Source organism: Cryptosporangium sp. NPDC048952 (genome assembly GCF_043197895.1).
Taxonomy (GTDB): Bacteria; Actinomycetota; Actinomycetes; order Mycobacteriales; family Cryptosporangiaceae; genus Cryptosporangium.
The window spans coordinates 990116-1014342 of record NZ_JBICTY010000003.1; the positions used below are offsets into that span (position 1 = coordinate 990116).

Sequence of the window (24227 nt, forward strand, 5' to 3'; positions counted from 1 at the left end):
ATGCTGACAGCATGACGAAGCTTGGATACGTCCTTCCGACGACGTTGCCCGGATGGGCGGAGGGCGACGACCCGCGGGCGCTGCTCGACCTCGCCGTGGAGGCGGAGCGGCTCGGGGTCGACTCGCTGTGGGTGGGGGACACGCTGCTGCGTCCGGTGGTGGAGCCGTTGACGACGCTGGCGGGAGTTGCCGCGGTGACGAGCACGATCGGTCTGGGCGCGGCGACGCTGTTGCCGGCGTTTCGGCGTCCGGTGCAGGCGGCGCACGCGCTTGCGTCGCTCGATCGGTTGTCGGGTGGGCGGCTGACGATCGCGGTCGGGGCCGGGTTTCCGAACCGGTCGGAACGGGAGTATGCGATCTCGGAGGTGCCGTGGGAGCGTCGGTTCGCTCGGCTCGATGACACGGTGGCGCTGTGGAGGCGGCTTTGGGCGGGGGAAACCGCGTTCGTCGGGGGCGTGGAGGTGCCGCCGGTGCTGCCCCCTTCGCGCCCCGGCGGCCCGCCTATCTGGCTGGGCGGCGCGAGCCCGTCCGCGCTCGCCCGAGTAGCCCGCCACTACGACGGCTGGCTCCCGTACCCACCGCAGCCGGGCACCTACGCGAGGGGCCTAGCCACCATCGCCGCCGCCGCGCCCGCCGTGCATGCGCCCGGCGCACCAGCGGCCGGCGCTCTCGCGGCCGGTCGGGCTGTCACCCCGGCGCTGTTCGCCTCAGTGCTCATCGGTGATGGGGGGCGCGCAGCGCTGGATGTGTACGTGCGTGCCGCGTACGGGATGCCGCTCGAGGTGGTGGAGACGATCCAGCTCCTGATCGCGGGGTCGCCCGAGCACATCCGCGAGGTGCTCGGCCGGTACGACGGCGTCGAGCACCTCGTGATCCGCATCGCCGCGCTCGACCTACCCACCCAACGCGACCAGCTCGCGCTCCTCAGACGAGGAATCTGAACAGAGGGCTGTCGGTCTCCACCCGCTCGATCCGAGACGGCGCCTCACCCATCCGCTTGAGCAACGGCTCCAGATCGTCCGCGCGCCCGAGCTCGATCCCCACCAGCGCAGGCCCGGTCTCCCGATTGTTCCGCTTCACGTACTCGAACAACGTGATGTCGTCATCCGGCCCGAGCACCTCGTCGAGGAACCGCCGCAACGCACCCGGTTCCTGCGGGAACTCCACCAGGAAGTAATGCTTGCGCCCTTCGTGCACCAGCGCCCGCTCGACGACCTCGGCGTACCGACTCACGTCGTTGTTCCCACCGGACAGCACACACAGCACAGTCGAGTCCGGCTCGATGTTCAGCACGGTTCCCAACACAGCGGGCGCCAACGCCCCGGCCGGCTCGGCGATGATGCCGTCGGACTGGTACAGCTCCAGCATCTCGACACACACCTGCCCCTCGGGCACCGCAACCAGTTCCGTCCCCTTCACCAGGGGATAGGTCAGGTCACCGACCCGCCGCACCGCCGCCCCGTCGACGAACCCGTCGAGCTCGGCCAGCGGAACCGGCCCACCCGCCGCGAACGCCGCCGCCATCCCCGCGGCGCCCGCGGGCTCCACACCCACCACGCGCACGGCGGGATACCGCTCCCGCAGCCACGCCAGCGACCCGGCGAGCAGCCCACCGCCACCCACCGGGATCACGACCACGTCCGGCACCTCGTCGAGCTGCTCGAACGCCTCCTTCAGCACGGTGCCCTGACCGGCAATCGTGCGCGGGTCGTCGAACGCGGGGGCGAGCGTCGCTCCGGTGCGGGCGGCGTCCTCCGCGGCGGCGGCCGCCGCGTCGTCGTAACTCTCGCCGGTGACGATCAGCTCGACCGCCGCACCACCGAGTGCGGCGATACGGTCCCGCTTCTGCCGCGGCGTCGGCCGGGGCACAAAAACCTTCCCTTTGACGCCCAGCGCGGCGCACGCGTACGCGAGGCCCTGCCCGTGGTTGCCGGCGCTGGCGCAGACCACGCCGCGTGCCCGGCTCTCCTCGTCGAGCTGTGCGATCAGGTTGTACGCGCCGCGCACCTTGTACGAGCGCACCACCTGCAGGTCTTCGCGTTTGAGCCAGACCGAGGCGCTGGTGCGCGCCGACAGGCGGAGGTTGCGCTCCAGGGGCGTGCGCGAGACGACCGAACCCAACCGCACGGCGGCGGCCTCCACGGCCTCCGCGTCAACGTTTGTCACCCCCCGAACCTACCGGGGCGCTTCGTCCGGAACGGTGTGGCGTTGGGCTCGTCGGGACGAGCCCAACGCCACATCATTCGACGGCCACCGCGGCGGCACGCCCCGCCGTGCGTCCGGAGAACAGGCAACCCCCGAGGAACGTGCCTTCCAGCGCCCGGTAGCCGTGCATCCCACCCCCGCCGAACCCCGCGACCTCGCCCGCCGCGTAGAGCCCGGTTATCGGCGAACCGTCCGCCCCGAGAACACGGGACGACAAGTCGGTCTGGAGACCACCCAGGGTTTTGCGGGTGAGGATGTGCAGCTTCACCGCGATCAGGGGCCCCGCGGAGGGATCGAGGAACCGGTGCGGCGCGGCCACGCGAATGAGCCGGTCACCCCGGTACGAACGGGCACCGCGCAACGCCGTGATCTGCAGGTCCTTGGTGAACGGGTTGGCCATCTCCCGGTCGCGGGCCGTGACCTGCCGCTCGAGGTCGGCGGCGTCCAGCAAGGGCGTGTCGGTCAGCTTGTTCATGCCCGCCACCAATTCCGACAGCGCGTCCGCCACGACGAAGTCGACGCCGTTCTTCTTGAACGCTTCCACCGGACCGGGTGCACCCGACCGCACGCGCTGCAGGAGCAGTCGTACGTCCTTGCCGGTCAGGTCCGGGTTCTGCTCGGAGCCCGAGAGGGCGAACTCCTTCTCGATGATCTTCTGCGTGAGCACGAACCACGTGTGGTCGTGGCCGGTGCGCGTGATGTGCTCCAGCGTTCCGAGCGTGTCGAAGCCGGGGAACAGCGGTACGGGCAGGCGCTTGCCGGTGGCGTCGAACCAGAGCGACGACGGGCCGGGCAGGATCCGGATGCCGTGGCTGGGCCACACCGGGTCCCAGTTCGTGATGCCCTCGGTGTAGTGCCACATCCGGTCGCGGTTGACGACCCGGCCGCCTGCGGACTCCGTGATGCCGAGCATCCGCCCGTCGACGTGCGCGGGGACGCCGGTGAGCATGCTCTTCGGCGGGGTGCCGAGCCGCTTCGGCCAGTTCTCGCGCACCAGGTCGTGATTGCCGCCGATGCCGCCGGACGTGACGATCACGGCCTGCGCCCGCAGCGCGAAGTCCCCGACCACCTCACGTGAGCTCGGCTCGCCGCGGCGGACGTTCGACGGCGCTAGAATGCTGCCGCTGACGCCGGTGACCGCGCCGTTGTCGGTGAGCAGCAGGTCGACGCGGTGCCGGAACTTCACCGAGACGTGGGCGGACGCCCGCACCCGGCGCACGAACGGCGCGATGAGCCCCGGCCCCGTGCCCCACGTCAGGTGGAAACGCGGCACCGAGTTGCCGTGCCCGGCGGCGTCGTAACCACCCCGCTCGGCCCAGTTGACCAGCGGAAAGATCCCGACGCCCTGGGAGCGCAGCCACGCGCGCTTCTCGCCGGCCGCGAAGTCGACGTACGCCTCGGCCCAGCGGCGGGCCCAGGTGTCCTCGTCCTCGCGGTCGAAGCCCGCGGTGCCCAGCCAGTCCTGCCAGGCCAGTTCGTGCGAGTCGCGGATACCCATCCGGCGCTGCTCGGGCGAGTCGACGAAGAACAGGCCACCGAACGACCAGAACGCCTGGCCGCCGAACGAGGCTTCGGGCTCCTGGTCGAGCAGGATCACCGACTTACCCGCCTCGGCCAGTTCGGTGGTCGCTACCAGCCCGGCCAGACCGCTTCCGACGACGATGACGTCCGCGTCCATGCTCACGCTCCCTCTGCAGTGTTCTGTCACCCTGCGCGGTGGCGAGAGGGGAGGTCAACGATCGGCGCAGGCGACTTGTCAGCTGCTGATGAACAGCAACCCATCTGACGTCGAACCGTGTTGTCATTTGCTGCCAAGCACTGTCCATCATGCGGGATATTTGCGCTTTACGGGGCTCTGGTTCGGACAATGCGGTCCTACGGTGAAAGGGGCAACGGAGTGCGAAGCCGGATCGTCGTGCTGGGTGCGGGCCTGATCGGTCTCTACGTCGGCGGAGCGCTGCATGCGGCCGGCGCCGAGGTGGCGCTGATCGGCAGAGAGCGGATGCGCCGGTACACCGAGGCGCCGCTCGTCCTCACCGACCTCGAGGGCGGCCGTACCGAGATCCCGGCGGGCACCCTCGACTACTCGCTGGACGCGACCGCGCTCGCCGACGCCGGGCTCGTGCTGCTCGCCGTGAAGAGCGCCGACACCGGCGACGCGGCCGACCTCCTCGCCGCGCACGCCCCGCAGCGTCCGGTGGTGCTCAGCCTGCAGAACGGCGTCGGCAACATCGACGTGCTGCAGACGCGTCTGCCGGACTACGAGGTCGTGCCGGGGATGGTGCCGTTCAACGTCGTTTCTCCGTCGCCGGGGCGGCTGCACCGGGCGACCGAGGGTGGGCTGATGGCCGGGCGCACCGACGCGTTGGACCCCTGGTTGCCGTCGTTCGCGGCCGCGGGCCTGCCGGTGACGCTGCGCGCGGACTTCGTCCCGGTGCAGTGGGGCAAGATGCTGCTCAACCTCAACAACGCGGTGAACGCGCTGGCTGGGGTGCCGCTGCGGGCCGAGCTCTCCCAGCGGTCCTACCGGCGCGTGCTGGCGTTACTCGTCGAGGAGGCGCTCGCGGCGCTGCGCGCGGCCGGTATCCGGCCCGCGCGGGTGACGAAGGTTCCGCCGAGCGCGCTGCCGACGCTGCTGCGCGTGCCGGACGCGGTGTTCTCCCGGTTGGCCGGGGCGATGTTGCGGATCGACCCGGAGGCGCGGTCGTCGATGGCCGAGGATCTGGACGCGGGTCGGCGTACCGAGATCGAGTACCTCAACGGGGCGGTGGTGCGGTTGGCCGAGCGGGCGGGGGTTGATGCGCCGGTCAACCGGGCGGTGGTGGAGTTGGTCCACGCGGCGGAGGCGGGTGCGTTCTCCAAACTGCCCGGGGACGAGTTGTTCGCGACGGTCAGTCGGGATCGGTGAAGGCGTTGGGCCAGGTCATCGCGCCGTCCTCGGGCGGGAAGTCGCCGGCGTGCAGGCGGACGTCGCGCAGGAGATCGTAGAGGCTGCGCATCTTCTCCGGGTCGAGCGAGTCGAGCGCGAACCGCACCTCGACCAGCGCCTGCGTGGCCCGCTCGGTGACCTCGCGTCCGGCGTCGGTGATCACGACCAGCGTCGTGCGCCGGTCGGTCGGGTGCGGCTCGCGCCGGATGAACTCCTGCGCCTGCAGCCGGTCGACGATGTTCGTGATGCTCGTGGGGTGGACCATGAGCCGCTGACCCATCTTGCTCATCGGCAGGCTGCCCTTGCGGCTGAAACACAGCAGCACCAGCGCCTCGTACCGGGCGAACGTGAGCTGCAAGGGGCGCAGTGCGGCCTCGATGCGTCCGAGCAGGAGCTGCTGCACACGCATGATCGAGGTGGCGACGGCCATCGCGTCCGTCTCGTCCCAGCGGGCGCTCCATTTGCGGGCGGCTTCCTCGACCGGGTCGAACGGTAGCGAGCTCGGCGCGGCCATGGCTCGCAGCGTATCGGCCTACGGTTCGGGGATGGCAACGGTGGTGGACGACCTGGGTGAACCGGTGACCGTGTCCGATCGGGTGCGGCGGGTGGTGAGCATCGTGCCGTCGCTCACCGAGACGGTGGCGGCGAGCGACCGGTCGCTGCTGGTGGGGGTCACCGACTGGTGCAGTCACCCTGCTGACCTGGACGTTCCTCGGGTTCGCGGCACGAAGAACCCGGACGTGGAGGCGATCGTCGCGCTCGCGCCCGACGTGGTGCTGGCGAACCAGGAGGAGAACCGCGCCCCGGACCTCTCCGCGCTGCGTGCGGCAGGCATCCCGGTCTACGTGACCGACATCCGCACGGTCCCCGCCGCGTTCCGCTCGCTCGCGAGAGTCTTCTCCGTGCTCGGACTTCCGACGCCACAGTGGTTCACAGCCGCTGTCGACGAGTGGCAAGTCCCGATCGAGCCGGCCGATCGTGGCGCGGACCGCCCGGGCGGCGCCGTGGGCGCGAGCGGCGCTGCCGGCGCGGGCCGGGATGTGCCGGCGGTGGTCGTGCCGATCTGGCGGCGGCCTTGGATGGCGTTGGGGTCGGACACGTTTGCGGGGGATGTGGTGGAGCGGTTGGGGTATCGGAACGTGCTGGGGGACAGTCCGGAGCGGTACCCGAAGTTCGACCCGGCCGCGTTGCCGCCGGTCGACCTCGTGTTGCTGCCCGACGAGCCGTACGAGTTCACGCCGGACGACGGTCCGGAGGCGTTCGGCGGCACGCCGTTCGCCTGCGTCGACGGCCGCTCCCTGACCTGGTACGGCCCCAGCCTGGCCGGTGCCCGCACCCGGCTGCTGGAGCTGATCAACTCACGCGCGTGAACTCCTGCGAGTAGTCCGACCCTCCGACGGTCAGCTTGTTGCCGGTGCAGACGTAATCCTCCGGCGCCGGGGTCAGGGCCAGCTTGCCGCTGTTGTCCTTGGCTCCGTTACGTAGGTAGAACCAGGTGCCGCTGGCTTTTGTCGCGGTGTAGATCAACACGCGGCCGAAGTGCGGCCTCGCCGACCGCGAGATCGTCGGTCACGGTCGTGAAGTGGTGCGCAGCCGCGACCGGCTCGGGCATCAGCCGGACGTCGCCCCCGGCTGCGGCCTGAAGCGTCGCCCGGCGCGTCGCCCCCACGCCGCCGGGAACGTCAGCACGATCTCGTCCGGAGTATCGCGCAACGTCGCGGCGGCCTCGTCGCGGACCCTGGTGAGCACCGCACCGATCAGATCGGTCACCGCGATCTCGTTCTCGCCGAGCAGCACGATGCTGTCGTCGATACAGCGTTTGGGGTTGGGTTCGAACGCGCCGGGCGAACCCGAACCGGCATGCAGCGCGTCACGTCCGACCAGCAGGCGTCCGTCGGGTTCGGCGCAGACGGCGCTCGGCAGGAGCGGCGAACCGTCGAACAGGAGCAGGCGCGGTTCGCGGCCGGGTCGGTGCAGAACAGCGACGGTGTGGGCGGTGCCGAAGTCGATTCCGAGCCGGACCCCGCGTGTCATGGCGCACAGATAGGGCCCGCCGGAAACTGGACTTTGTTGATCGGTAGTCAGATAGTAGGAAGTCAAAGTAACTGCCTCGGGACGGGATCCGCTCATGCCTCCGTCGCTCCACGTACCGGTGAACCCGGTCCGCTTCGTGACCGCGTCCAGCCTGTTCGACGGGCACGACGCGGCGATCAACATCATGCGGCGGATCCTGCAATCGCAGGGGGCGGAGGTGATCCACCTCGGGCACAACCGCTCGGTGCGGGAGGTGGTGAACGCGGCGATCGAGGAGGACGTCCAAGGGGTTGCGATCAGTGCCTACCAGGGCGGGCACGTGGAGTACTTCAGCTACCTCGTCGAGCTGTTGAACGAGCGCGGCGCCGGGCACATCAAGGTGTTCGGGGGTGGTGGGGGAGTGATCGTCCCCGCGGAGATCGAGCTTCTGCACTCGCGCGGTGTCGCCCGCATCTTCTCGCCCGCCGACGGCCAGAAGATGGGCCTCGCCGCGATGATCAACTCGATGATCCGCGCCTGCGACTACGACCTCGCGTCACCGTCGCCGCTGGCTCCCTCCACCGCCGACGCCTACGCCGCCGCAGTAGCCTCCACAAACCCCACCCCCGCCGATCCTGCGGCGGCGGCGGCGGCGGCTGCGGCTGCGGCGGCTGCGGCGGCCGGTGTGCCGGCGGAACGCGCGGTGGAGGAGGTCGCGGGGGGTGGTGGCGCGGCCGCGGCGGTCGGGAGTCCGGCGGATGCGGAGCGGATCGATCAGCGCGCTGCGCTGGACGGGCTGTTCACCGGAGCGACGAAAGCCGTGGCACGGGCCATCACGATGGCTGAGGTCGATGAGCTCTCGACCGAGCTCACCGCGGAGATCGCGAGCCGGGCGGGGGCCCGGACGGTACCGGTACTGGGCATCACGGGCACCGGAGGATCGGGCAAGTCGTCGCTCACCGACGAGCTCGTACGCCGCTTCCGACTCGACCAGCAGGACAAACTCCGCATCGCCGTACTCGCCGTCGACCCCACCCGCCGCCGCGGTGGCGGCGCCCTGCTCGGTGACCGCATCCGCATGAACGGCCTCGACGGCGACGTCGTGTTCTTCCGCTCCCTGGCGACCCGCCGAGCCGGCCGCGAACTCCCCGACGGGCTCGAAAAAGCCATCGAGATCTGCAAGGCCGCCGGCTTCGACCTCGTCATCGTCGAAACCCCCGGCATCGGCCAAGGCGATGCCGCGATCGTCCCGTTCGTCGACTCCTCGCTCTACGTCATGACGCCCGAGTTCGGCGCCGCGTCCCAGCTCGAGAAGATCGACATGCTCGACTACGCCGACGCGGTCGCGATCAACAAGTTCGAGCGCCGCGGCGCCGAGGACGCCCGCCGCGACGTCGCCCGCCAGCTCGTCCGCAACCGCGAGGCGTTCGGCGTCGCCTGGGCCGACATGCCGGTCTTCGGCACCAGCGCGGCGACGTTCAACGACGACGGCGTCACCGCGCTCTACCAGCACCTTCGGGACGAGCTCGCCCCGAAGGGCCTGCCGGTCGGCGAGGGCGTCCTCGCGACCGCGGAGAGCAAGACCTCCACCGCCGCCTCGACCATCGTGCCCGCGACCCGCGTCCGGTACCTCGCCGAGATCGCCGAGGGGGTCCGCGGGTACCACGCTACGACAAAAGCACAGGTCGACGCCGTCCGTCACCGCGCTCATCTCGTCGCCGCGGGCGAAGCCCTCAAAACGGCGGGCGCGCCGAGCTCAGACCTGCAGAAGCTCATCGACGACGCAGCCGTCGACCGCGACGCGGACGCGCTGTTGGCGACTTGGCCCCAAATACAGGCCGACTACGCCGGCGACGAACTGGTCACGATGGTCCGCGACCGCGAAATCCGTACCGTGCTGCGGAAAGAGACCCTCTCCGGCACGAAGGTGCCCCGAGTGGCCCTGCCGCGCTACGACGACGAGGGCGAGCGCCTGCGCTTCCTGCGCGCGGAGAACCTCCCGGGCCGGTTCCCGTTCACCGCCGGCGTGTTCCCGTTCAAGCGCGAGGGCGAAGACCCGGCGCGCATGTTCGCCGGTGAGGGCGACGCGTTCCGCACCAACCGCCGCTTCAAGTACCTCTCCGAGGGCGGCGAGGCCACCCGCCTGTCCACCGCTTTCGACTCGGTGACGCTCTACGGGCGCGACCCCGACACCCCGCCGGACGTCTACGGCAAGATCGGCACGTCGGGCGTCTCGATCGCCACCCTCGACGACATGAAGGCGCTCTACGACGGCTTCGACCTCACGTCGCCCACCACGTCGGTGAGCATGACGATCAACGGCCCCGCGCCGACGATCCTGGCGTTCTTCCTCAACACGGTGATCGACCAGGAAATGGCGAAGGGCGGCACCGCGGCGGACGCGCTGACGAAGGTGCGGGGCACCGTCCAGGCCGACATCCTCAAGGAGGACCAGGGCCAGAACACGTGCCTGTTCTCCACCGAGTTCAGCCTGAAGATGATGGCCGACATCCAGGAGTGGTTCATCCAGAACCAGGTCCGGAACTTCTACTCGGTGAGCATCTCCGGCTACCACATCGCCGAAGCCGGGGCGAACCCCATCAGCCAGCTCGCGTTCACGCTGGCCAACGGCTTCACCTATGTGGAGTCGTACCTGGCACGCGGGATGGACATCGACGACTTCGCGCCGAACCTGTCGTTCTTCTTCTCCAACGGCATGGACGCCGAGTACACCGTGCTCGGCCGCGTCGCCCGGCGGATCTGGGCGATCGCGATGAAGGAGCGGTACGGCGCGAACGAGCGCAGCCAGAAGCTCAAGTACCACGTCCAGACGTCCGGGCGGTCGCTGCACGCCCAGGAAATGCAATTCAACGACATCCGAACGACGCTCCAGGCGCTGACCGCGATCTACGACAACTGCAACAGCCTGCACACCAACGCCTACGACGAGGCGATCACGACGCCGACCGAAGCGTCGGTGCGGCGGGCCCTGGCGATCCAGCTGATCATCAACCGCGAGTGGGGTCTCGCGGTGAACGAGAACCCGCTGCAGGGCGCCTACGTCGTCGACGAGCTGACCGACCTGGTCGAGGAAGCGGTGCTCGCCGAGTTCGACCGCATCTCCGAGCGCGGCGGTGTGCTCGGCGCGATGGAGACCGGTTACCAGCGTGGCCGGATCCAGGACGAGTCGATGCTGTACGAGCAGCGCAAACACGACGGGTCGCTGCCGATCATCGGCGTCAACACGTTCCTGCCGCCGGCCGGTGGCGAGGAGATCGGCGAGATCGAGCTCGCCCGGGCCACCGAGGACGAGAAGCGATCCCAGGTCGACCGGGTGCGCGCGTACCAGGAGAGCCACCGGTCGGAGGCGCGCGACGCGATCCAGCGCCTCAAGGACGCCGCGATGGCCGGTGACAACGTGTTCGCGGTGCTGATGGACGCCGCCCGGGTGTGCAGCCTGGGTCAGATCACCGAGGCCTTCTTCGAAGTGGGTGGCGAATACCGACGCAACGTCTAGCGTGTCGGATTGGGGTGAATGGGGTGAATCGGGTTTGATTTGGCCCGGTGGAGCGCAGCCTTCAGGAGCCTGAGTTCCGGGAACCCAACAGCGATGAACCTGACTGGACCCGGTACGACGTGCCCTACGGATCGCCGTACGAGCGTCCTGGCACGGTCTACGGCCGATCCTCGACGGTGTACGGGCGAACGGTCACCGACCCCGAGGAGGCCGAGGAGACCGGCTTTCTCGGGTTCAGCGGCGAGCCGGAGCCGGCTCCCGGACGGCACTCCGTGGCGCGGCGGATGGGGCGGTCGTTCGAGGCGGCAGGTCTGCCCGCCGTCGCGCTCGGTCTCGCGGTGCTGGCGATCCTGATCGGCGGCATCGCGACGATCACCGGAATCATCGCGGTCGGGCGGGCGGCGACGGCGGAGTCCGCGGCCGAGCGGGCCGCCAGTGCGGCGGCGAGCGCGGTGGCGTGGGCTGGAGCTACGCAGGCTGTCCCGCAGCCGGTGGTGCCCGCGCCCTCGTCGGCGTCACCCACGCCGCCACCTTCGCCGAGTCCTTCGCTGGATCCCGACCGCCTCGATCCGGGTGCCAACTACGAGCTGGCGTACTCCGCGCAGCTGGTCCGGGTGCAGCCGAGCACGTGCGAGGGCACCGATGTCGACCTGGACGAGCCCCGCGTGCTGCCGCCGGCCGGTGCCGACGCGGCCTACCGCAGCTGCGCCGACGGCTTCCACCTGGACTTCGACGAGTCGTCGCGATTCGCGGTGGTGGCCGACCCGCAGGCGTCGGCGGGCGGGTGCGTGAACGCGATCCGCGCCGACCCGGGCGTCGGCTGGGTGTCGCCCACGCCCGGCACGACGGTCTGTGTCCTCACGTCGCGGCTCGCGGCCGAACCGCAGCGGCTCTCGACGAAACTCGCGCGGCTGAACGTGGAGAGTGTCGAGGCCGACGGGACGTTGGTCGCCGCGGTCACGGCGTGGGTCGTTCCGTAACGCGCTCAGGAGTCGGCGGGCCGGGCCGATTCAAGTGAGGTGACGAACCTTACGGACCGGACCGGCGTCGAGTTGCTCGTCGAGGTCGGCGCGCTGCTGTCCGCGTCGCCGTCGGTGGCGGCGCTGGACAGTGCGCTCGAGCTCTCGGTGGTCGCGGTCACCGCGTTCGTCGGCGGCCGCCGGGGCGAACTGGTCGTCCGCCCCACCGACCCCACCACCCCGTTTCCGCTCGCGGATGCCCCGGGCGCACGCCCGCCCGAGTCCGGGCGGCCGAGCGTCGAACTGCCCGAATCTGGGCGGCCGAACGCCGAACTGCCCGAATCCGGGCGGCCGAGCGCTGGGCGGCCCGTGCGCGTGAGCCTGGCGGATGCGCCGGGGCTCATGCCCGGGTTGCCGCCTGCTCCGGAGCCCGGTGGGCACGCCGCGCCGGTCCCGCCGGCGCTGACTCCGGCGGCGGGACCGGCGCCGTTGCCCGGGTTGCCCGCCGGCGCGCCCGGTATCGGCGCCGCGCCCGGGCTCAGCGACGTCCAGTGGCAGCGCCTCGACGAGGGCCGACCCATCGTCGACGACACCAGCCTCGGCGGCCCGGCCGTACTGATCCCGGTGTCGCACGGAGGCCTGGTCACCGCCGCCATCCGCATCGGCGGCGTCCTGAACGAGAACGCGGTGGTCGAGCACCTGCGCGGCAGCGACCGCGGTGAGATCGCGGTCGGCGCCGGTTCGCTGATCGGTGCCGCGATCGCGCGTCGGGCGTCGCTGCTCACCGAGGAGTCCGCCGACCAGCACGCCCGGACGCTCCTCGAGCAACTCGGCTCGGTGGTCGTGCAGATCGACACCCTGGGCCGCATCGCCTACGTCAACCCGGCGTTCACGCAGTTCACCGGCATCCCGGCCGCGGACGTGATCGGCCAGGGCGCGATGGACGGCGTCCACCCCGACGACCGCCAGGTCGCCGCCGAGCACATGGCCGAGACGTCGCGCCCCGGCCGCCCCGGCTCCGCCGTCCGCGACGTGCGTTTCCGCGACCGCGACGGCAACCCACGCTGGATGGAGGTACAGGGCGGCCCGCTGCTCGACGCCTCCGGCAACGCCGTCGGGTTCGCCGGCACGCTCCACGACGTCACCGAACGACGTCAGGAGACGCTGAACGCGAACGTCGCCAGGGACCGCGCCGAGCAGGCCCGCGACCGCGCCGAACGCTCGAACCGCGCGAAGGGTGAGTTCCTCTCCCGGATGAGCCACGAGCTGCGAACGCCGCTCAACGCGATCCTCGGCTTCGCCCAGCTGCTCGAGTCCGCGGAGCTCTCACCGATCGACGCGGACAACCTCGGCCAGATCCTCCGCGCCGGACGCCACCTGCTCGCGGTACTCAACGACGCGCTCGACGTCGCCCGGATCGAGACCGGGCGGCTCTCGCTCTCGGTCGAGAGTGTGCACGTCGAGCCGCTCGTCGAGGAAGCGCTCACGCTGATGCGGCCGGCCGCCGAGGAGGCCGCCCTCACGCTCGAGCGCCCCACGCTGGCCACCACCGGCATGGTCGCGCGCGCCGACCGGCAGCGGCTGCGCCAGGTGCTGCTCAACCTGCTGTCCAACGCGGTGAAGTACAACCGGCCCGGTGGCCGCGTCACCGTCGATTTCCACCCCGCCGACGACCAGGGCAGCCGGGTGGCCCCCCAGGCCGCGAACTGGCTGCGGATCACGGTCACCGACACCGGCCTCGGCATCCCCGCCGACCGCCTCGACGACGTGTTCGTGCCGTTCGAGCGCCTCGGCGCCGAGCGGACCGGCGTCGAAGGCACCGGACTGGGCCTGTCGCTGGTCAAGAGCCTGCTCGAGGCGATGGGCGCGCGGATCGGCGTGAGCAGCGTCGCGGGGTTCGGCAGCACGTTCCAGATCGACCTCCCCGCCAGCGCGACCGGCCCCGACGACGCGGTCGAGCTGATCGTCGCCGGGACCGCGCCGGTGTCGCCGGACGTCTCCACGTCCACCGTGCTCTACGTCGAGGACAACCCGGCGAACGTGACGCTCGTGCAGCGCGTCCTGAGCAAGCGGGAGCAGCTCAACCTCGTCGTGGCGCCCGACGGCCCGTCGGGGCTGCGGCTGCTGGAGGAGCTCCGGCCCGCGCTCGTGCTGCTCGACGTGCACCTGCCCGGGCTCTCCGGCGACGAACTACTGGCCGCGGTGCGCCACCACGCGGACCCGGTGCTGCGCCGGACCCCGATCGTGGTCGTGACCGCGGACGTCTCCGGGGGTGCCGAGCAGCGTCTCCGGGGCGCCGGAGCGGACGCGTTCCTCGCCAAGCCGATCGACGTGATGGCGTTGCTGGCGGAGGTCGATCTTCACGTGAGGTGAGGTGGGGCGGCTTTCTCGGGGGCGTCGCGGTGGGTGTCGTACCAGGTCAGGAGGCCTTTGACGTTCACCCCGTGCGGTGGTGCGTCGGCGTACGGACGCAAGCGCGCCACACCCCGGGCCAGGAGCGTCGCGGAGCCGGCCCGGTTGCCGCGCTGGGCGTGCGTAATGCCCACGCAGAACTGTGCGAGCCCCTGCCACAGCTCCCGCTCAGGTTCGGGTGCGGCCTTCCAGGCCGCTTCGAGCACCTCGTGGGCCGAAAAAGCGCGCCCACCGTCCAGGAGTCGCTGAGCTTCGTCGAGCGTCTGCGGAGGCGGCAACGGCTCTTCCGACACCGGATCGACGCCATTCGGGTCGCCGTAGTTCAGCGGACGTCCCATCGAGTCGCGCGGCCGAGCCTGGCGAGGCCGCCCCTCCATGTCCCGATCCCGGTCGCTGCGCATGACTTCACGATATTCGGATGCACGCGTGCGGGGCATCCTGTCCACTGTGGCGCTGTGGAGATCATCCTCTCGACGCTCATCAGCGTGCCCACCGGCATGCTGACGTCGTTCCTGTTCTGGTGGTGGTTCAGTCGCCGCCTGGCGCCCAGGATCGCCTGGTCGGACCTGATGGTCGCGCCCGCGGACGCCGACCTGACCGGTACCGACTTCGACATGCCACGGGTCAAGATCGTCAACGTCGGCCGCCGGAACGCGATCGACCTGCAGGTCTGGGCGCAGTTACGCCTGCCGCACGAGGTCGACGGGGCCGGTTCGCCGATGTCGCTGGTCGAGCTGCCGACGTCGATCACCTGGCTGCCGCGGCTCCAGCGGGACGGGTACCGGTACGTGCGGCTGTGCCTGGGCAAGGTGCCGCCGGAGGAGCTCGAACGCGTCGGCCTCGACCCGTCGGTCGAACTGCCCACGCTGCTGCGCGAGCACGAGGACGCCGCGGTTCGAGTGTTCCTGTTCGCCTACGACGGGTTCAGCGGCGCCCGCAAGATCTTCGTCTCGCCGGACTACTGCGCGGACACGCTGATCACCGGCGCGTTCGAACCGGGCACCGCCCTGAACGCCCACCCGGCCCCGGCTCCACCCGCCGCGGACTGAGCAGCCGCGGCGCACACGCACGGACCGCGGCACCCCCGGGGCTCGCGCCGCGCGTGAGCGCGGCGCGAGCCGGGCTCACGCCTCGGTGGGGTCCTCGGCCGGGGTGGAACGCGGGGGGACGCCGGCCACGCCGGTACCCGCGGTGTCGGAGCGTAACTTTTCGAAGCCGGGCGCTACCCGCGTGGGGTCGAACTCGACCACGGTGTAGTCGGCCAGGCACTTCTCGGCGTAGGGGTCGAGCGAGAGGCGCCGGTTGAGCTCCTCGCGATCGACGTTGTCGGCGAAGATCACGCCACCGTGGCGCGGCACGCGCCGACCCGAGGCCACGAACACACCGTCGGCGAACTGGCTGTCGAGCCAGGCGAGGTGGGCCTCCTCTTCGGCGTCCACTTCGGAGATATCAGCGACGTAAGTGAGTGTCACAACGAACATTCGCGAACACTATCGGCTGCGCGCCAGCCGCCTGGCCGATATGCGGAGAACGGTAGCTGACCAGCGCTGGGCGGAACGGCAATCGTGTGACCTAGCCCATGAGGTGGAATACCCGATCGGCTCGATAGGGTTTGCAGGACGTAACGTCACCCACCGTGGTCGGTTCCGCAGTGCGCGGAGCGGCCCGTCCCACCGCCGAAGTGAGCCCTGCCCCGATGTCCGCACACGCCTCGACCAGTCCCGCCGTCGCCGAGTGGGAAGCCTGGCGCACCCGCCGGGAAGCCGCCGTCACGTCGCCCACCGGGAACCTCGCGCTGGTGGAGACCCGCTGGTCAGGGCCGGGAGAGCCGGAACCGGAACTGGACTCGCGCGACGGGGAGACGGTCACCCGGCTGCAGCGGCGGAACATCGTCACCGGTGCGGTGGAGCACGGGTTGCGGCGGTGGCACCCGCAGTCTCCAGCTATTTCGCACTTCGTCCGGATCGACGCGTTCCCGTACGATCCCGCGCTGGTACTGGAAGCGACGCTCCGTAGCGATCCGCAGCCGAAACTCGTCGCGTTCGAGCATCTGCAGGACAACGGGCGCACCCGGGATCTCGCGGTTCCCGGCGACATTCTGCTCCGCTACGACGGTGCCGACTACACGCTGAACGCGTTCGACGACGACGGCACGCTGCTCCTGGTGTTCGGCGACGCGACGAACGGCGTCGACACGTACGACGCCGGGCGGTTCCTGTTCGTCGAACGGCAGGCCGGCACGGACCGGGTCGTGCTCGACTTCAACCGGGCGTTCGTGCCGCCGTGCGGGTTCTCGGCGGAGTACAACTGTCCGATGCCGCCGCGGCAGAACCGTTTTCCCGGCCGCATCGAGGCCGGCGAGAAACGCCCCGTGTTCCGCACCGGCTTCTCGATCCACTGACAAGGCGCACCAGCGCACGGTCAGTAACCCTCATCTCACCCCCCAGCGTGCGGCGGTTCGCCGTGTGGCGTAGTCAGGAGCATTGTGAAACGGACAGCAGTGATCGGCGGGATCCTCAGCGCGGTTCTGGCGCTCGCCGCTTGCGGCGGTGGCGGGAGCGGGTCGGGGGAGCCGGACACGAACGCGACGATCCAGGTCGGGTCGCTGTACGAGCCGTCGAACCTGGACAACACGAACGGTGGCGGCCAGGGGGTCACCGAGGCGTTCAACGGCAACGTCTACGAGGGGCTGTTCAAGCTCACCGACGACGGCAAGGTCGAGCCGCTGCTGGCGACCGACCACACCGTGAGCCCGGACGGCCTGACCTATACGTTCACGCTGCGTGACGGCGTGAAGTTCCACTCGGGCAAGACGCTGACCTCGGCGGACGTGAAGTACAGCATCGAGAAGGTCACCGCCGCGAACTCGCAGTCGGCGCGCAAAAGCAGCTTCGAGGTCATCAAGAACATCGCGACGCCGGACGCCAAGACCGTCGTGGTGACGCTCTCGTCGAAGTCGATCTCGTTCGTCTACAACCTGAGCTACATCTGGGTCATCAACGACCAGGCGAAGAACCTGAACGCCAGCGAGGACGGTACCGGCCCGTACAAGCTCGGTGCCTGGAAGCGCGGATCGACGCTCACCCTGACGAGGTTCGACGGCTACTGGGGCACCAAGCCGAAGAACAACGGTGTGGAATTCCACTACTTCACCGAGGCGACCGCGCTGAACAACGCGTTGCTCACCAACCAGGTGGACGTGGTGACGTCCGAGCAGTCGCCGGATGCGTTGAAGCAGTTCGACAATGCGGACTACACGATCAACGACGGCAAGTCGACGACGAAGCTCCTGCTGGCGTTCAACGACAAGAAGGCGCCGTTCGACAAGGTCGAGGTGCGCAAGGCGGTGTCGGCGGCGATCGACGACAAGAAGCTGCTGCAGTCGATCTGGGGCGAGTACGGCACGTTGATCGGCTCGATGGTTCCGCCGACCGACCCGTGGTACGAGGATTTGACCTCGGTGAACGCGTACGACGTCGCGGCGGCGAAGAAGGAACTGGCTGCGGCCGGGCTGCCGAACGGATTCACGTTCACGCTCGACACCCCGAACTACGACCCGCACCCGACCGTCGCGACGTTCGTGAAATCGGAGCTGGCCAAGGTCGGAATCACTGTGAACATCAACGTGATCACCGCGGACGAGTGGTACACGAAGGTCTACAAGAACCACGACTTCGTCGCGACGCTGCAGGAGCACGTGAACGACCGGGACGTGGTCTGGTACGGCGACCCCACGTTCTACTGGGGTTACGACAACCCGCAGGTCACCGCGTGGGTGAAGCAGGCCGAGCAGTCCGACACCGAGGCCGCTCAGACCGAGCTGCTCAAGAAGGTCAACCAGCAGATCGCGGCCGACGCGGCGTCGGACTGGCTGTACCTGTACCCGCAGATCGTGGTCGCGTCGTCGACGCTGTCGGGGTACCCGGTCAACGGGCTGAACTCGCAGTTCTACGTCTACGGGATCACGAAGAGCTGACATGCTTCGGTATCTGCTCCGGCGACTCGCCTTTCTGATCGTGTCGCTGTTCCTGGCCAGTGTCGTGCTGTTCCTGCTGCTGCGTCTGTTGCCGGGGGATCCGGCGAATGCGTTGCTGTCGGTCGGGGCGACGCCGGAGCAGATCGAAGCGGCGCGGCACCAGATCGGTACGGATCGGCCGCTGCTTTCGCAGTTCCTGCCGTGGCTCGGGGATCTGGCGACGTTCTCTTTCGGGACGTCGTTCGTGTCGTCGTTGCCGGTGGGGCCGGAGATCGCCTCCCGGTTGGTCGTGACCGTGCCGTTGACGCTGTTGGCTTTTCTGCTGGCGTTGGTGATCGCGGTGCCGGTGGGGTATCTCGCGGCGTCGCGGACGTGGTACGGGTCGGTGTTTTCTGCTGTCTCGCAGTTGGGCATCGCGGTGCCGGCGTTCTGGATCGGCATTCTGCTGGTCACGGTGTTCGCGTTGCAGTGGCGCGTGTTGCCGGCGGGTGGGTTCCCGTCGTCGGATTGGGCTTCGATTCCGGATGCCTTGCGGTCGCTGGCATTGCCGATCGTCACCATTGCGCTGGTGATGTCGGCGTCGCTGATCCGGTACGTGCGGTCGGCGACGTTGGACGTCGTGGGGTCGGATTATCTGCGTACCGCCCGGTCGCTGGGGTCGTCGTTCTCCGGGGCGTTTCTCCGGCACGGGGTGCGTAACGGCGCGGTGCCGGTGGTGTCCATTCTCGGGATCGAATTGGCGACGACGTTTCTCGGCGCCGTGGTGATCGAGAGTGTGTTCGCGCTGCCGGGGCTCGGGTCGTTGCTGACGGATGCGATCGCGGAGCACGACTACCCGGTGATCCAGGGCGTGCTGTTCGTGAGCACCCTTGCAGTGCTGGTGATCGGGTTCCTCGCCGATCTGGCTCAACGGTTGATCGATCCGCGGCTGCGGTCGGGGATGGTGTCGTGAGCGGGCGGTCTCGGCGGCGGTCGGTGGCTTTGGTGGTCGGTGGGGTGGTCGTCGGGCTTGTCGTGTTGGTGGCGGTGGTGTCGCTGTTCTGGACGCCGTACGCACCGGACGACACGACCGGTGGGCGGCTCACCGGACCCTCCGGTGCGCACTGGCTCGGCACCGACAAGCTCGGCCAGGACCTGGTGACCCGCCTGATGATCGGTGCCCGGATCGCGCTGGAGACGGGGCTGGGCGCCGTGCTCCTGGGCGGCGCGCTGGGGATCGCGTTCGGCCTCGCGGCCGGGTTCGCGCAGCGCTGGCTGGACGACACGGTCGCCGCGCTGCTCGACATCCTGATCGCGTTCCCGACGCTGCTGCTCGCGATGCTCGTGGTGGCCGCGCGCGGCGCGTCGTTGACGTCGGCGGTGCTCGCGATCGGGCTCGCGATGTCGGCGATCGTGGCGCGGCTGACCCGCATCCTGGTGAAACGCGTGCTCGCGCAGGACTACATCACCGCGTCGAGGACCTCGGGTACGCCGTGGCTCCGGGTGATCTGGGAACACGTGCTGCCCAACATCTGGCCGACGCTCGTCGTCAACCTTGCTCTGCAGTTCGGGCTGGCGGTTCTGGCCGAGGCCTCGCTGTCGTACCTGGGGCTCGGTCCGCCGCCGCCCAACGCCTCGTGGGGTCAGTTGCTGCAGGAGGCGCAGGCCACGGTGCTGACCGCGCCCGTCGGTGCGCTCGCGCCGGGCGTCGCTCTGGTGTTGTTGGTCGTTGGCGTGAACCTGATCGCTGACGGGCTGCGGGACGTGGCGGATCCGACGCGGCGGAGGTCGGCGTGAGCGTGTTGTCGGTCTCGCAGCTCTCCGTGTCGGGGCTTTCCGGGCCCGTGGAGGGCGCGCTCGTGGACGGCGTTTCGTTCTCCGTGGACGCGGGGGAGCGGCTCGGGCTGATCGGGGAGTCGGGGTCGGGGAAGTCGTTGACCGCGTTGGCGGTGCTCGGGCTGCTGCCGGCGGGGCTGGCGGCGTCGGGCAGCGTGCGGCTCGGGGGCACCGAGGTGGTCGGTGCGTCCGAGCGGGTGCTGAACGGGGTGCGGGGGCGGTCCGCGGCGATCGTGTTCCAGGAGCCGCTGACCGCGTTGGACCCGTTGATGCGGATCGGCAAACAGGTGGCGGTACCGCTGCGCCGATTCGGTGGCGGCTCGGTGACCGATGCGCTCGACGAGGTCCAGTTGCCTGCCCGCGTCGCGCGGGCGTATCCGCACGAGATTTCCGGTGGGCAACGGCAGCGGGTCGCGATCGCGATGGCGCTGGCGTGCCGTCCGGCGCTGCTCATCGCGGACGAGCCGACGACCGCGTTGGACGTCACCGTGCAGGCGGACGTGCTGACGCTGCTGGACGGGTTGGTGCGCGACCGGGGCATGGGGCTGCTGTTCATCAGCCACGACCTGGCCGTGGTCTCGCGGATGACCGACCGGGTCTTGGTGCTGTCGCAGGGGCGCGCGGTGGAAGCCGGCGTACTGACCGATCTGCTGCGCGAGCCGCAGCATCCGTACACCCGATCGCTGGTAGCGGCCGCGCGCCAACTCGATTCGGCGCTGGATTGGAGCGCGCGATGACATCGCCAAGTGCCGCGGGCGCGGCGGGCGGCACTGCACGGGGGGCGGTGTTGGAGGCTCGGGGGATCGGGTTTGCGTATCGGGGTGCCGCGGCGGTGCTTTCGGACGTTTCGGTCGCGGTGACCGAGGGACGCAGTCTGGCGCTGGTGGGGGAGTCGGGGGCGGGAAAGACCACGTTGTTGCGGCTGCTGCTCGGGCTGGCGCGGCCGTCGTCCGGGTCGGTGTTGTTCGACGGGGCACCGCTGGCGTCGGCGGGGCGGACGTTCCGGCGCAGCGTGCAGACGGTGTTCCAGGACCCGTACTCGTCGCTGGATCCTCGGCAACGGGTGGGGCGGATCGTGTCCGAGCCGCTGCGGTCGCTCGGCGTCGCCGGGGACGTCGCGGCGGCGCTGGACGCGGTGGGGCTGCCGCCGGACGTCGTCGACCGTTACCCGCACGAGTTCTCCGGCGGCCAGCGGCAACGGATCGCGATCGCCCGCGCGATCGTGTGCAATCCGCGCGTGCTGCTCGCGGACGAACCGGTGAGCGCGCTCGACGTCTCGACCCGCGTGCGGATCGTGGACCTGCTCGCGTCCTTGCGCGAAGAGCGCGGGTTGACGCTGGTGATGGTGTCGCACGACCTCGCGGTGGTGGCGAGCTTGTGTTCCGAGGTTGCCGTGCTCGAGAAGGGTCGAATCGTCGAGCAGGGTGACACGACCACGGTGCTGGGGTCGCCGTCGCACGCGTACACGCAACGGCTCGTCGCGAGCGTCCCCCGGCTGCCTGGGGTGTGAACCCTTTGGTGGGGTATAGCCCACCACAGGGTTCAGGGCTCAGCGGGTGAGTTCGGCGATTCCGGCGAGCAGGCGGTCTATGTGGGCCGGGGTCGTGCCGATGCCCACGCTGGCGCGGACGGCGGTTGCGCCCAGGTCGGCGCCCGCGCGGGCGGAGGCGTCGTCGAGCAGGCGCTTGGTCAGGGGATGCGCGCAGAAGAGCCCGTCACGGACGCCGATGCCGTGGTGGGTGGCCAGGTGCGTGGACACGTCCGACGCGGACACTCCCGCCACCGCGAAGCTGACGATACCGACGCGGTCGTGTCCGTCGGGGAACGTGCGGAGTTCGCCGACGCCCGGGAGGGCTGCGAGCCCGTCCCGCAGCTGCTGCACCAGGGCGTTCTCTTCGGCGGCAAGGGTGGTTCGGTCCGCCGCGGTGAGCGCCTCGCATACCGCGGCCAGGGCGACAGCGCCCAGGAGGTTCGGCGTTCCCGCCTCGTGCCGCGCGGGTCCGGAGTTCCAGTCGACCGCGTACCCGATCAGGTCGCCGTTCGTCACCGGTGCGACGTACGCGGTGGCGCCTCCGCCGGCGAGATACGGGTCGGCGGCGTCGAGCCAGTCGGCGCGCCCGGCGAGGACACCGGCGCCGAACGGGGCGTAGAGCTTGTGTCCGGAGAGCGCGAGGTAGTCGATGTCGTCGGTGGCGAGTGACACCGGTCGATGCGGTGCGAGCTGCGCGGCGTCCACGGCGATCCGTGCGCCGTACCGGTGCGCGACCTCGATGAGCGCAGCGAGCGGCCACACCTCCCCGGTCACGTTCGACGCTCCGGTAACAGTCACCAGCACGGGCCCGGTGAGGCCGGCCAGGTTCGCTTCCAGACCCGAGACGGCTTCGGCGACGGTGTGGGGGACCGGGAGGGAGATCGTGTTGGTCCAGGGGAGGAGGTTGGCGTGGTGTTCACCGGCCCACCCCACCACCGTGGTGTCGGCCGGTAGCGCCCTGGCCAGCAGGTTCAGGGCGTCGGTGGTGTTGCGGGTGAAGATCACGTGGTCGTCCGCGCGGGCGCCGACGAAGTCGCCGATCGACTGGCGGGCCCGCTCGTAGGCGAGCGTGCTGCGCTGCGACGCCGCACCGGCGCCCCGGTGCACGCTCGCGTACCAGGGCAGGATCGCGTTCACGGCGTCCGCGGCGGCGCGCAGGCACGGGGCGGTCGCGGCGTAGTCGAGGTTGACGTGGTCGGTGACGGTTCCGTCGAACAGCGTCACCGGCAGGTCCCCACCGAGCACCGACAGTCCCGACGTCGAAGCGGTGGGCGTGGGGAGGGCATAGGTCAGCACGAGGCGTCACTCCTGGCACAGGGGACCCCGCAAGGTCCGCGCTTGCCCGCCGCAGGATCGCGGCTGGGCCAGGTCTTCACCCGGGGCACCCCACCGCGAACCGTGGAGGGTTGCCGGCCAGCGAGCCGGGGCTTGGCGCTGGCACTCATGACCTACGCCGGGAGTTTACACACGGCCCGTTGACTTCTCGCGTACGTACGATGTACGTATTACGTACGTCGTACGTATGGGAGGCCCGATGACGCTCGTGGACACCCGGCAGCGTCCGAACCGACTGCACGCCGAGTTACTCGCCGCCGGTTCGTGGTCGACACGGCACGGAGTGGCTCGATTGGCGATGAGCCGGGCCCGCAAGCAGGGTGATCTGCAGGCGCGGCTGTTCTCGGACAAGTCCGTTCGCGACGACCCGTTCCCGCTCTACACCCAGATCCGCGACCGCGCCCCGATCGTGCGCGGCTCGTTCCTGGCGGCCACCGCTCATCACCGCATCGCCGAGGCGGCGCTGCGCAGCGACGCGTTCGGCGTCGTCTCCGATCCGGAGGCGCTCCCGCCGGCGGCGCGTTGGCTGATGACCCGCCCCCAGCGGACGATCGGCCCGGTGACGCCGCCGTCGATGCTCGCCGTCGATCCGCCGGTGCACACCCGGTACCGACGGCTGGTGTCCCGGGTGTTCACCGCGCGGGCGATGGCGTCGCTGCGCGGCCGGGTCGGTGAGCTCGCCGACGAACTGCTCGACCGTGCCGACCGGGACACCGATCTGATCAGCAGCTACGCGAGCCTGCTGCCGGTGACGATCATCGCGGAAATCCTCGGTGTGCCGGCCGACATGCGTCCGCAGTTCGTCGCGTGGGGGAGCACGGCGGCTCCGGTGCTCGACATCGGACTCTCCTATCGCGAGTACCGCCGGGTGGATGCCGCGATCCGCCAGCTCAACGACTGGATGAGCGGCCACTTCGCCCGGCTGCGTCGCGAACCGGGTGACGACCTGATCAGCCGCCTGATCCACGACGACAACGATCTCGACGAGAACGAGCTGCTGGCGATCGCCGGGTTGCTGCTCGCTGCCGGGTTCGAGACGACGGTGAACCTGATCGGCAACGGTGCGGCGCTGCTGATGTCGCACCGGGACCAGCTGGACGGTGTGGAGTGGGGCAACGCGGTCGAGGAGATTCTGCGGTACGAGTCGCCCGTGCAGAACACGGCGCGGCGGGCGCTGCGCGACACCGAGGTGGCGGGGGTGAAGGTGCGTCAGGGCACGTTCCTCTCGATCCTCATCGGCGGGGCGAACCGTGATCCGGAGGTGTTCGACGACCCCGAGCGCTTCGACGTGCACCGGGGGAACGCCAAGGAGCACCTCGCGTTCTCCAGCGGTATCCACTACTGCCTGGGGGCGTCGCTCGCCCGGATCGAGGGGGAGGAGGCGCTGCGCCGACTGTTCGAGCGCTACCCGAACGTTCGTCCGGCTGGCCCGGGTCGCCGGCGCCCCACCCGCACCCTGCGCGGCTACGACGAACTTCCCGTCCACCTCGGATAGCTGGCGCTGCGCGTTGTATGCCTACCTAGGGGACAGAAAG

22 protein-coding genes and 1 riboswitch are annotated in these 24227 nt (G+C 70.1%); of the genes, 14 read left to right on the forward strand and 8 right to left on the reverse strand.

All coding sequences use genetic code 11. The features are described from left to right. Positions 1–11: 11 nt before the first annotated feature. Entirely contained in the window at positions 12–941 is a 930-nt protein-coding gene (locus ACGFY5_RS20630) for an LLM class flavin-dependent oxidoreductase (protein ID WP_392721914.1), read from the forward strand. On the opposite strand, the gene ilvA is transcribed toward ACGFY5_RS20630, so the two are convergent. Together ilvA and ACGFY5_RS20640 are read right to left on the reverse strand one after the other, a co-directional pair. Continuing rightward, on the reverse strand, positions 925–2166 hold the full coding sequence (ilvA, locus tag ACGFY5_RS20635; RefSeq protein WP_392721915.1) for a threonine ammonia-lyase IlvA: 1242 nt from the start codon (positions 2164–2166) through the stop codon (positions 925–927). The two genes, ACGFY5_RS20630 and ilvA, sit on opposite strands and share 17 nt — an antisense overlap. A 73-nt stretch (positions 2167–2239) precedes the next feature. Then, the gene (locus ACGFY5_RS20640; protein ID WP_392721916.1) at positions 2240–3883 is read right to left on the reverse strand and encodes an FAD-binding dehydrogenase; all 1644 of its coding nucleotides are present in this window, start codon (positions 3881–3883) and stop codon (positions 2240–2242) included. A gap of 189 nt (positions 3884–4072) precedes the next feature. Here ACGFY5_RS20640 and ACGFY5_RS20645 point away from each other — a divergent pair, with 189 nt between their 5' ends. Next, positions 4073–5113: a 2-dehydropantoate 2-reductase gene (locus ACGFY5_RS20645; RefSeq protein WP_392721918.1), complete on the forward strand. Its 1041-nt coding sequence runs from the start codon at positions 4073–4075 to the stop codon at positions 5111–5113. On the opposite strand, the gene ACGFY5_RS20650 is transcribed toward ACGFY5_RS20645, so the two are convergent. After that, positions 5097–5648 (reverse strand): MarR family winged helix-turn-helix transcriptional regulator, encoded by a 552-nt coding sequence (locus ACGFY5_RS20650; RefSeq protein WP_392721920.1) that lies wholly within the window; start codon positions 5646–5648, stop codon positions 5097–5099. The genes ACGFY5_RS20645 and ACGFY5_RS20650 overlap by 17 nt on opposite strands. A 31-nt stretch (positions 5649–5679) precedes the next feature. Between ACGFY5_RS20650 and ACGFY5_RS20655 the strand changes: the two genes are divergently transcribed. Next, positions 5680–6504 (forward strand): helical backbone metal receptor, encoded by an 825-nt coding sequence (locus ACGFY5_RS20655; RefSeq protein ID WP_392721922.1) that lies wholly within the window; start codon positions 5680–5682, stop codon positions 6502–6504. Here ACGFY5_RS20655 and ACGFY5_RS20660 read toward each other — a convergent pair. Beyond that, complete coding sequence (locus tag ACGFY5_RS20660) at positions 6488–6664, reverse strand: hypothetical protein (RefSeq protein WP_392721924.1); 177 nt, start codon at positions 6662–6664, stop codon at positions 6488–6490. The genes ACGFY5_RS20655 and ACGFY5_RS20660 overlap by 17 nt on opposite strands. 81 nt (positions 6665–6745) lie before the next feature. Further along, on the reverse strand, positions 6746–7168 hold the full coding sequence (locus ACGFY5_RS20665; RefSeq protein WP_392721925.1) for a hypothetical protein: 423 nt from the start codon (positions 7166–7168) through the stop codon (positions 6746–6748). A gap of 94 nt (positions 7169–7262) precedes the next feature. On the opposite strand from ACGFY5_RS20665, the gene icmF reads away from it, so the two are divergent. The 3 genes from icmF to ACGFY5_RS20680 all read left to right on the forward strand — a co-directional run bounded on the left by icmF (position 7263) and on the right by ACGFY5_RS20680 (position 13996). Beyond that, positions 7263–10664: a fused isobutyryl-CoA mutase/GTPase IcmF gene (gene icmF, locus ACGFY5_RS20670; RefSeq protein ID WP_392721926.1), complete on the forward strand. Its 3402-nt coding sequence runs from the start codon at positions 7263–7265 to the stop codon at positions 10662–10664. A gap of 119 nt (positions 10665–10783) precedes the next feature. After that, positions 10784–11644, forward strand: a complete 861-nt coding sequence (locus tag ACGFY5_RS20675; RefSeq protein ID WP_392721927.1) for a hypothetical protein — start codon at positions 10784–10786, stop codon at positions 11642–11644. Between the two features lie 39 nt (positions 11645–11683). After that, positions 11684–13996, forward strand: coding sequence for an ATP-binding protein (locus tag ACGFY5_RS20680; protein ID WP_392721928.1), 2313 nt, complete (start codon positions 11684–11686; stop codon positions 13994–13996). On the opposite strand, the gene ACGFY5_RS20685 is transcribed toward ACGFY5_RS20680, so the two are convergent. Further along, positions 13984–14436 carry a DUF309 domain-containing protein gene (locus ACGFY5_RS20685; RefSeq protein ID WP_392721930.1) on the reverse strand — a complete coding sequence of 151 codons (453 nt, stop codon included), beginning with the start codon at positions 14434–14436 and terminating at the stop codon, positions 13984–13986. The genes ACGFY5_RS20680 and ACGFY5_RS20685 overlap by 13 nt on opposite strands. Positions 14437–14490: 54 nt before the next feature. Between ACGFY5_RS20685 and ACGFY5_RS20690 the strand changes: the two genes are divergently transcribed. Continuing rightward, positions 14491–15084, forward strand: coding sequence for a hypothetical protein (locus ACGFY5_RS20690; RefSeq protein WP_392721931.1), 594 nt, complete (start codon positions 14491–14493; stop codon positions 15082–15084). Positions 15085–15159: 75 nt separating this feature from the next. Here ACGFY5_RS20690 and ACGFY5_RS20695 read toward each other — a convergent pair whose 3' ends face one another. After that, positions 15160–15516, reverse strand: coding sequence for a YciI family protein (locus tag ACGFY5_RS20695; RefSeq protein ID WP_392721932.1), 357 nt, complete (start codon positions 15514–15516; stop codon positions 15160–15162). A gap of 215 nt (positions 15517–15731) precedes the next feature. Between ACGFY5_RS20695 and ACGFY5_RS20700 the strand changes: the two genes are divergently transcribed. From ACGFY5_RS20700 to ACGFY5_RS20725, 6 genes are all read left to right on the forward strand, one after another. Beyond that, positions 15732–16436: a DUF1684 domain-containing protein gene (locus ACGFY5_RS20700; RefSeq protein ID WP_392721934.1), complete on the forward strand. Its 705-nt coding sequence runs from the start codon at positions 15732–15734 to the stop codon at positions 16434–16436. A gap of 84 nt (positions 16437–16520) precedes the next feature. After that, the gene (locus tag ACGFY5_RS20705) at positions 16521–18011 is read left to right on the forward strand and encodes an ABC transporter substrate-binding protein (protein ID WP_392721936.1); all 1491 of its coding nucleotides are present in this window, start codon (positions 16521–16523) and stop codon (positions 18009–18011) included. Between the two features lies 1 nt (position 18012). Then, complete coding sequence (locus ACGFY5_RS20710; protein ID WP_392721938.1) at positions 18013–18963, forward strand: ABC transporter permease; 951 nt, start codon at positions 18013–18015, stop codon at positions 18961–18963. Then, positions 18960–19787, forward strand: coding sequence for an ABC transporter permease (locus ACGFY5_RS20715; protein ID WP_392721939.1), 828 nt, complete (start codon positions 18960–18962; stop codon positions 19785–19787). Before ACGFY5_RS20710 ends, ACGFY5_RS20715 begins: the two co-directional genes overlap by 4 nt. Next, complete coding sequence (locus tag ACGFY5_RS20720) at positions 19784–20563, forward strand: ATP-binding cassette domain-containing protein (protein ID WP_392721940.1); 780 nt, start codon at positions 19784–19786, stop codon at positions 20561–20563. Before ACGFY5_RS20715 ends, ACGFY5_RS20720 begins: the two co-directional genes overlap by 4 nt. Beyond that, a complete protein-coding gene (locus ACGFY5_RS20725) occupies positions 20560–21336 on the forward strand; it encodes an ABC transporter ATP-binding protein (protein WP_392721942.1) in 777 nt (258 codons plus the stop codon). Before ACGFY5_RS20720 ends, ACGFY5_RS20725 begins: the two co-directional genes overlap by 4 nt. Before the next feature lie 39 nt (positions 21337–21375). Here the strand turns inward: ACGFY5_RS20725 and ACGFY5_RS20730 are convergent, their stop codons facing one another. Beyond that, complete coding sequence (locus ACGFY5_RS20730) at positions 21376–22650, reverse strand: aminotransferase class V-fold PLP-dependent enzyme (RefSeq protein WP_392722568.1); 1275 nt, start codon at positions 22648–22650, stop codon at positions 21376–21378. Between the two features lie 36 nt (positions 22651–22686). Beyond that, positions 22687–22806: riboswitch (SAM riboswitch) on the reverse strand. Between the two features lie 184 nt (positions 22807–22990). Here ACGFY5_RS20730 and ACGFY5_RS20735 point away from each other — a divergent pair. Then, complete coding sequence (locus ACGFY5_RS20735) at positions 22991–24187, forward strand: cytochrome P450 (protein ID WP_392722569.1); 1197 nt, start codon at positions 22991–22993, stop codon at positions 24185–24187. The last annotated feature ends 40 nt before the right edge of the window (positions 24188–24227 follow it).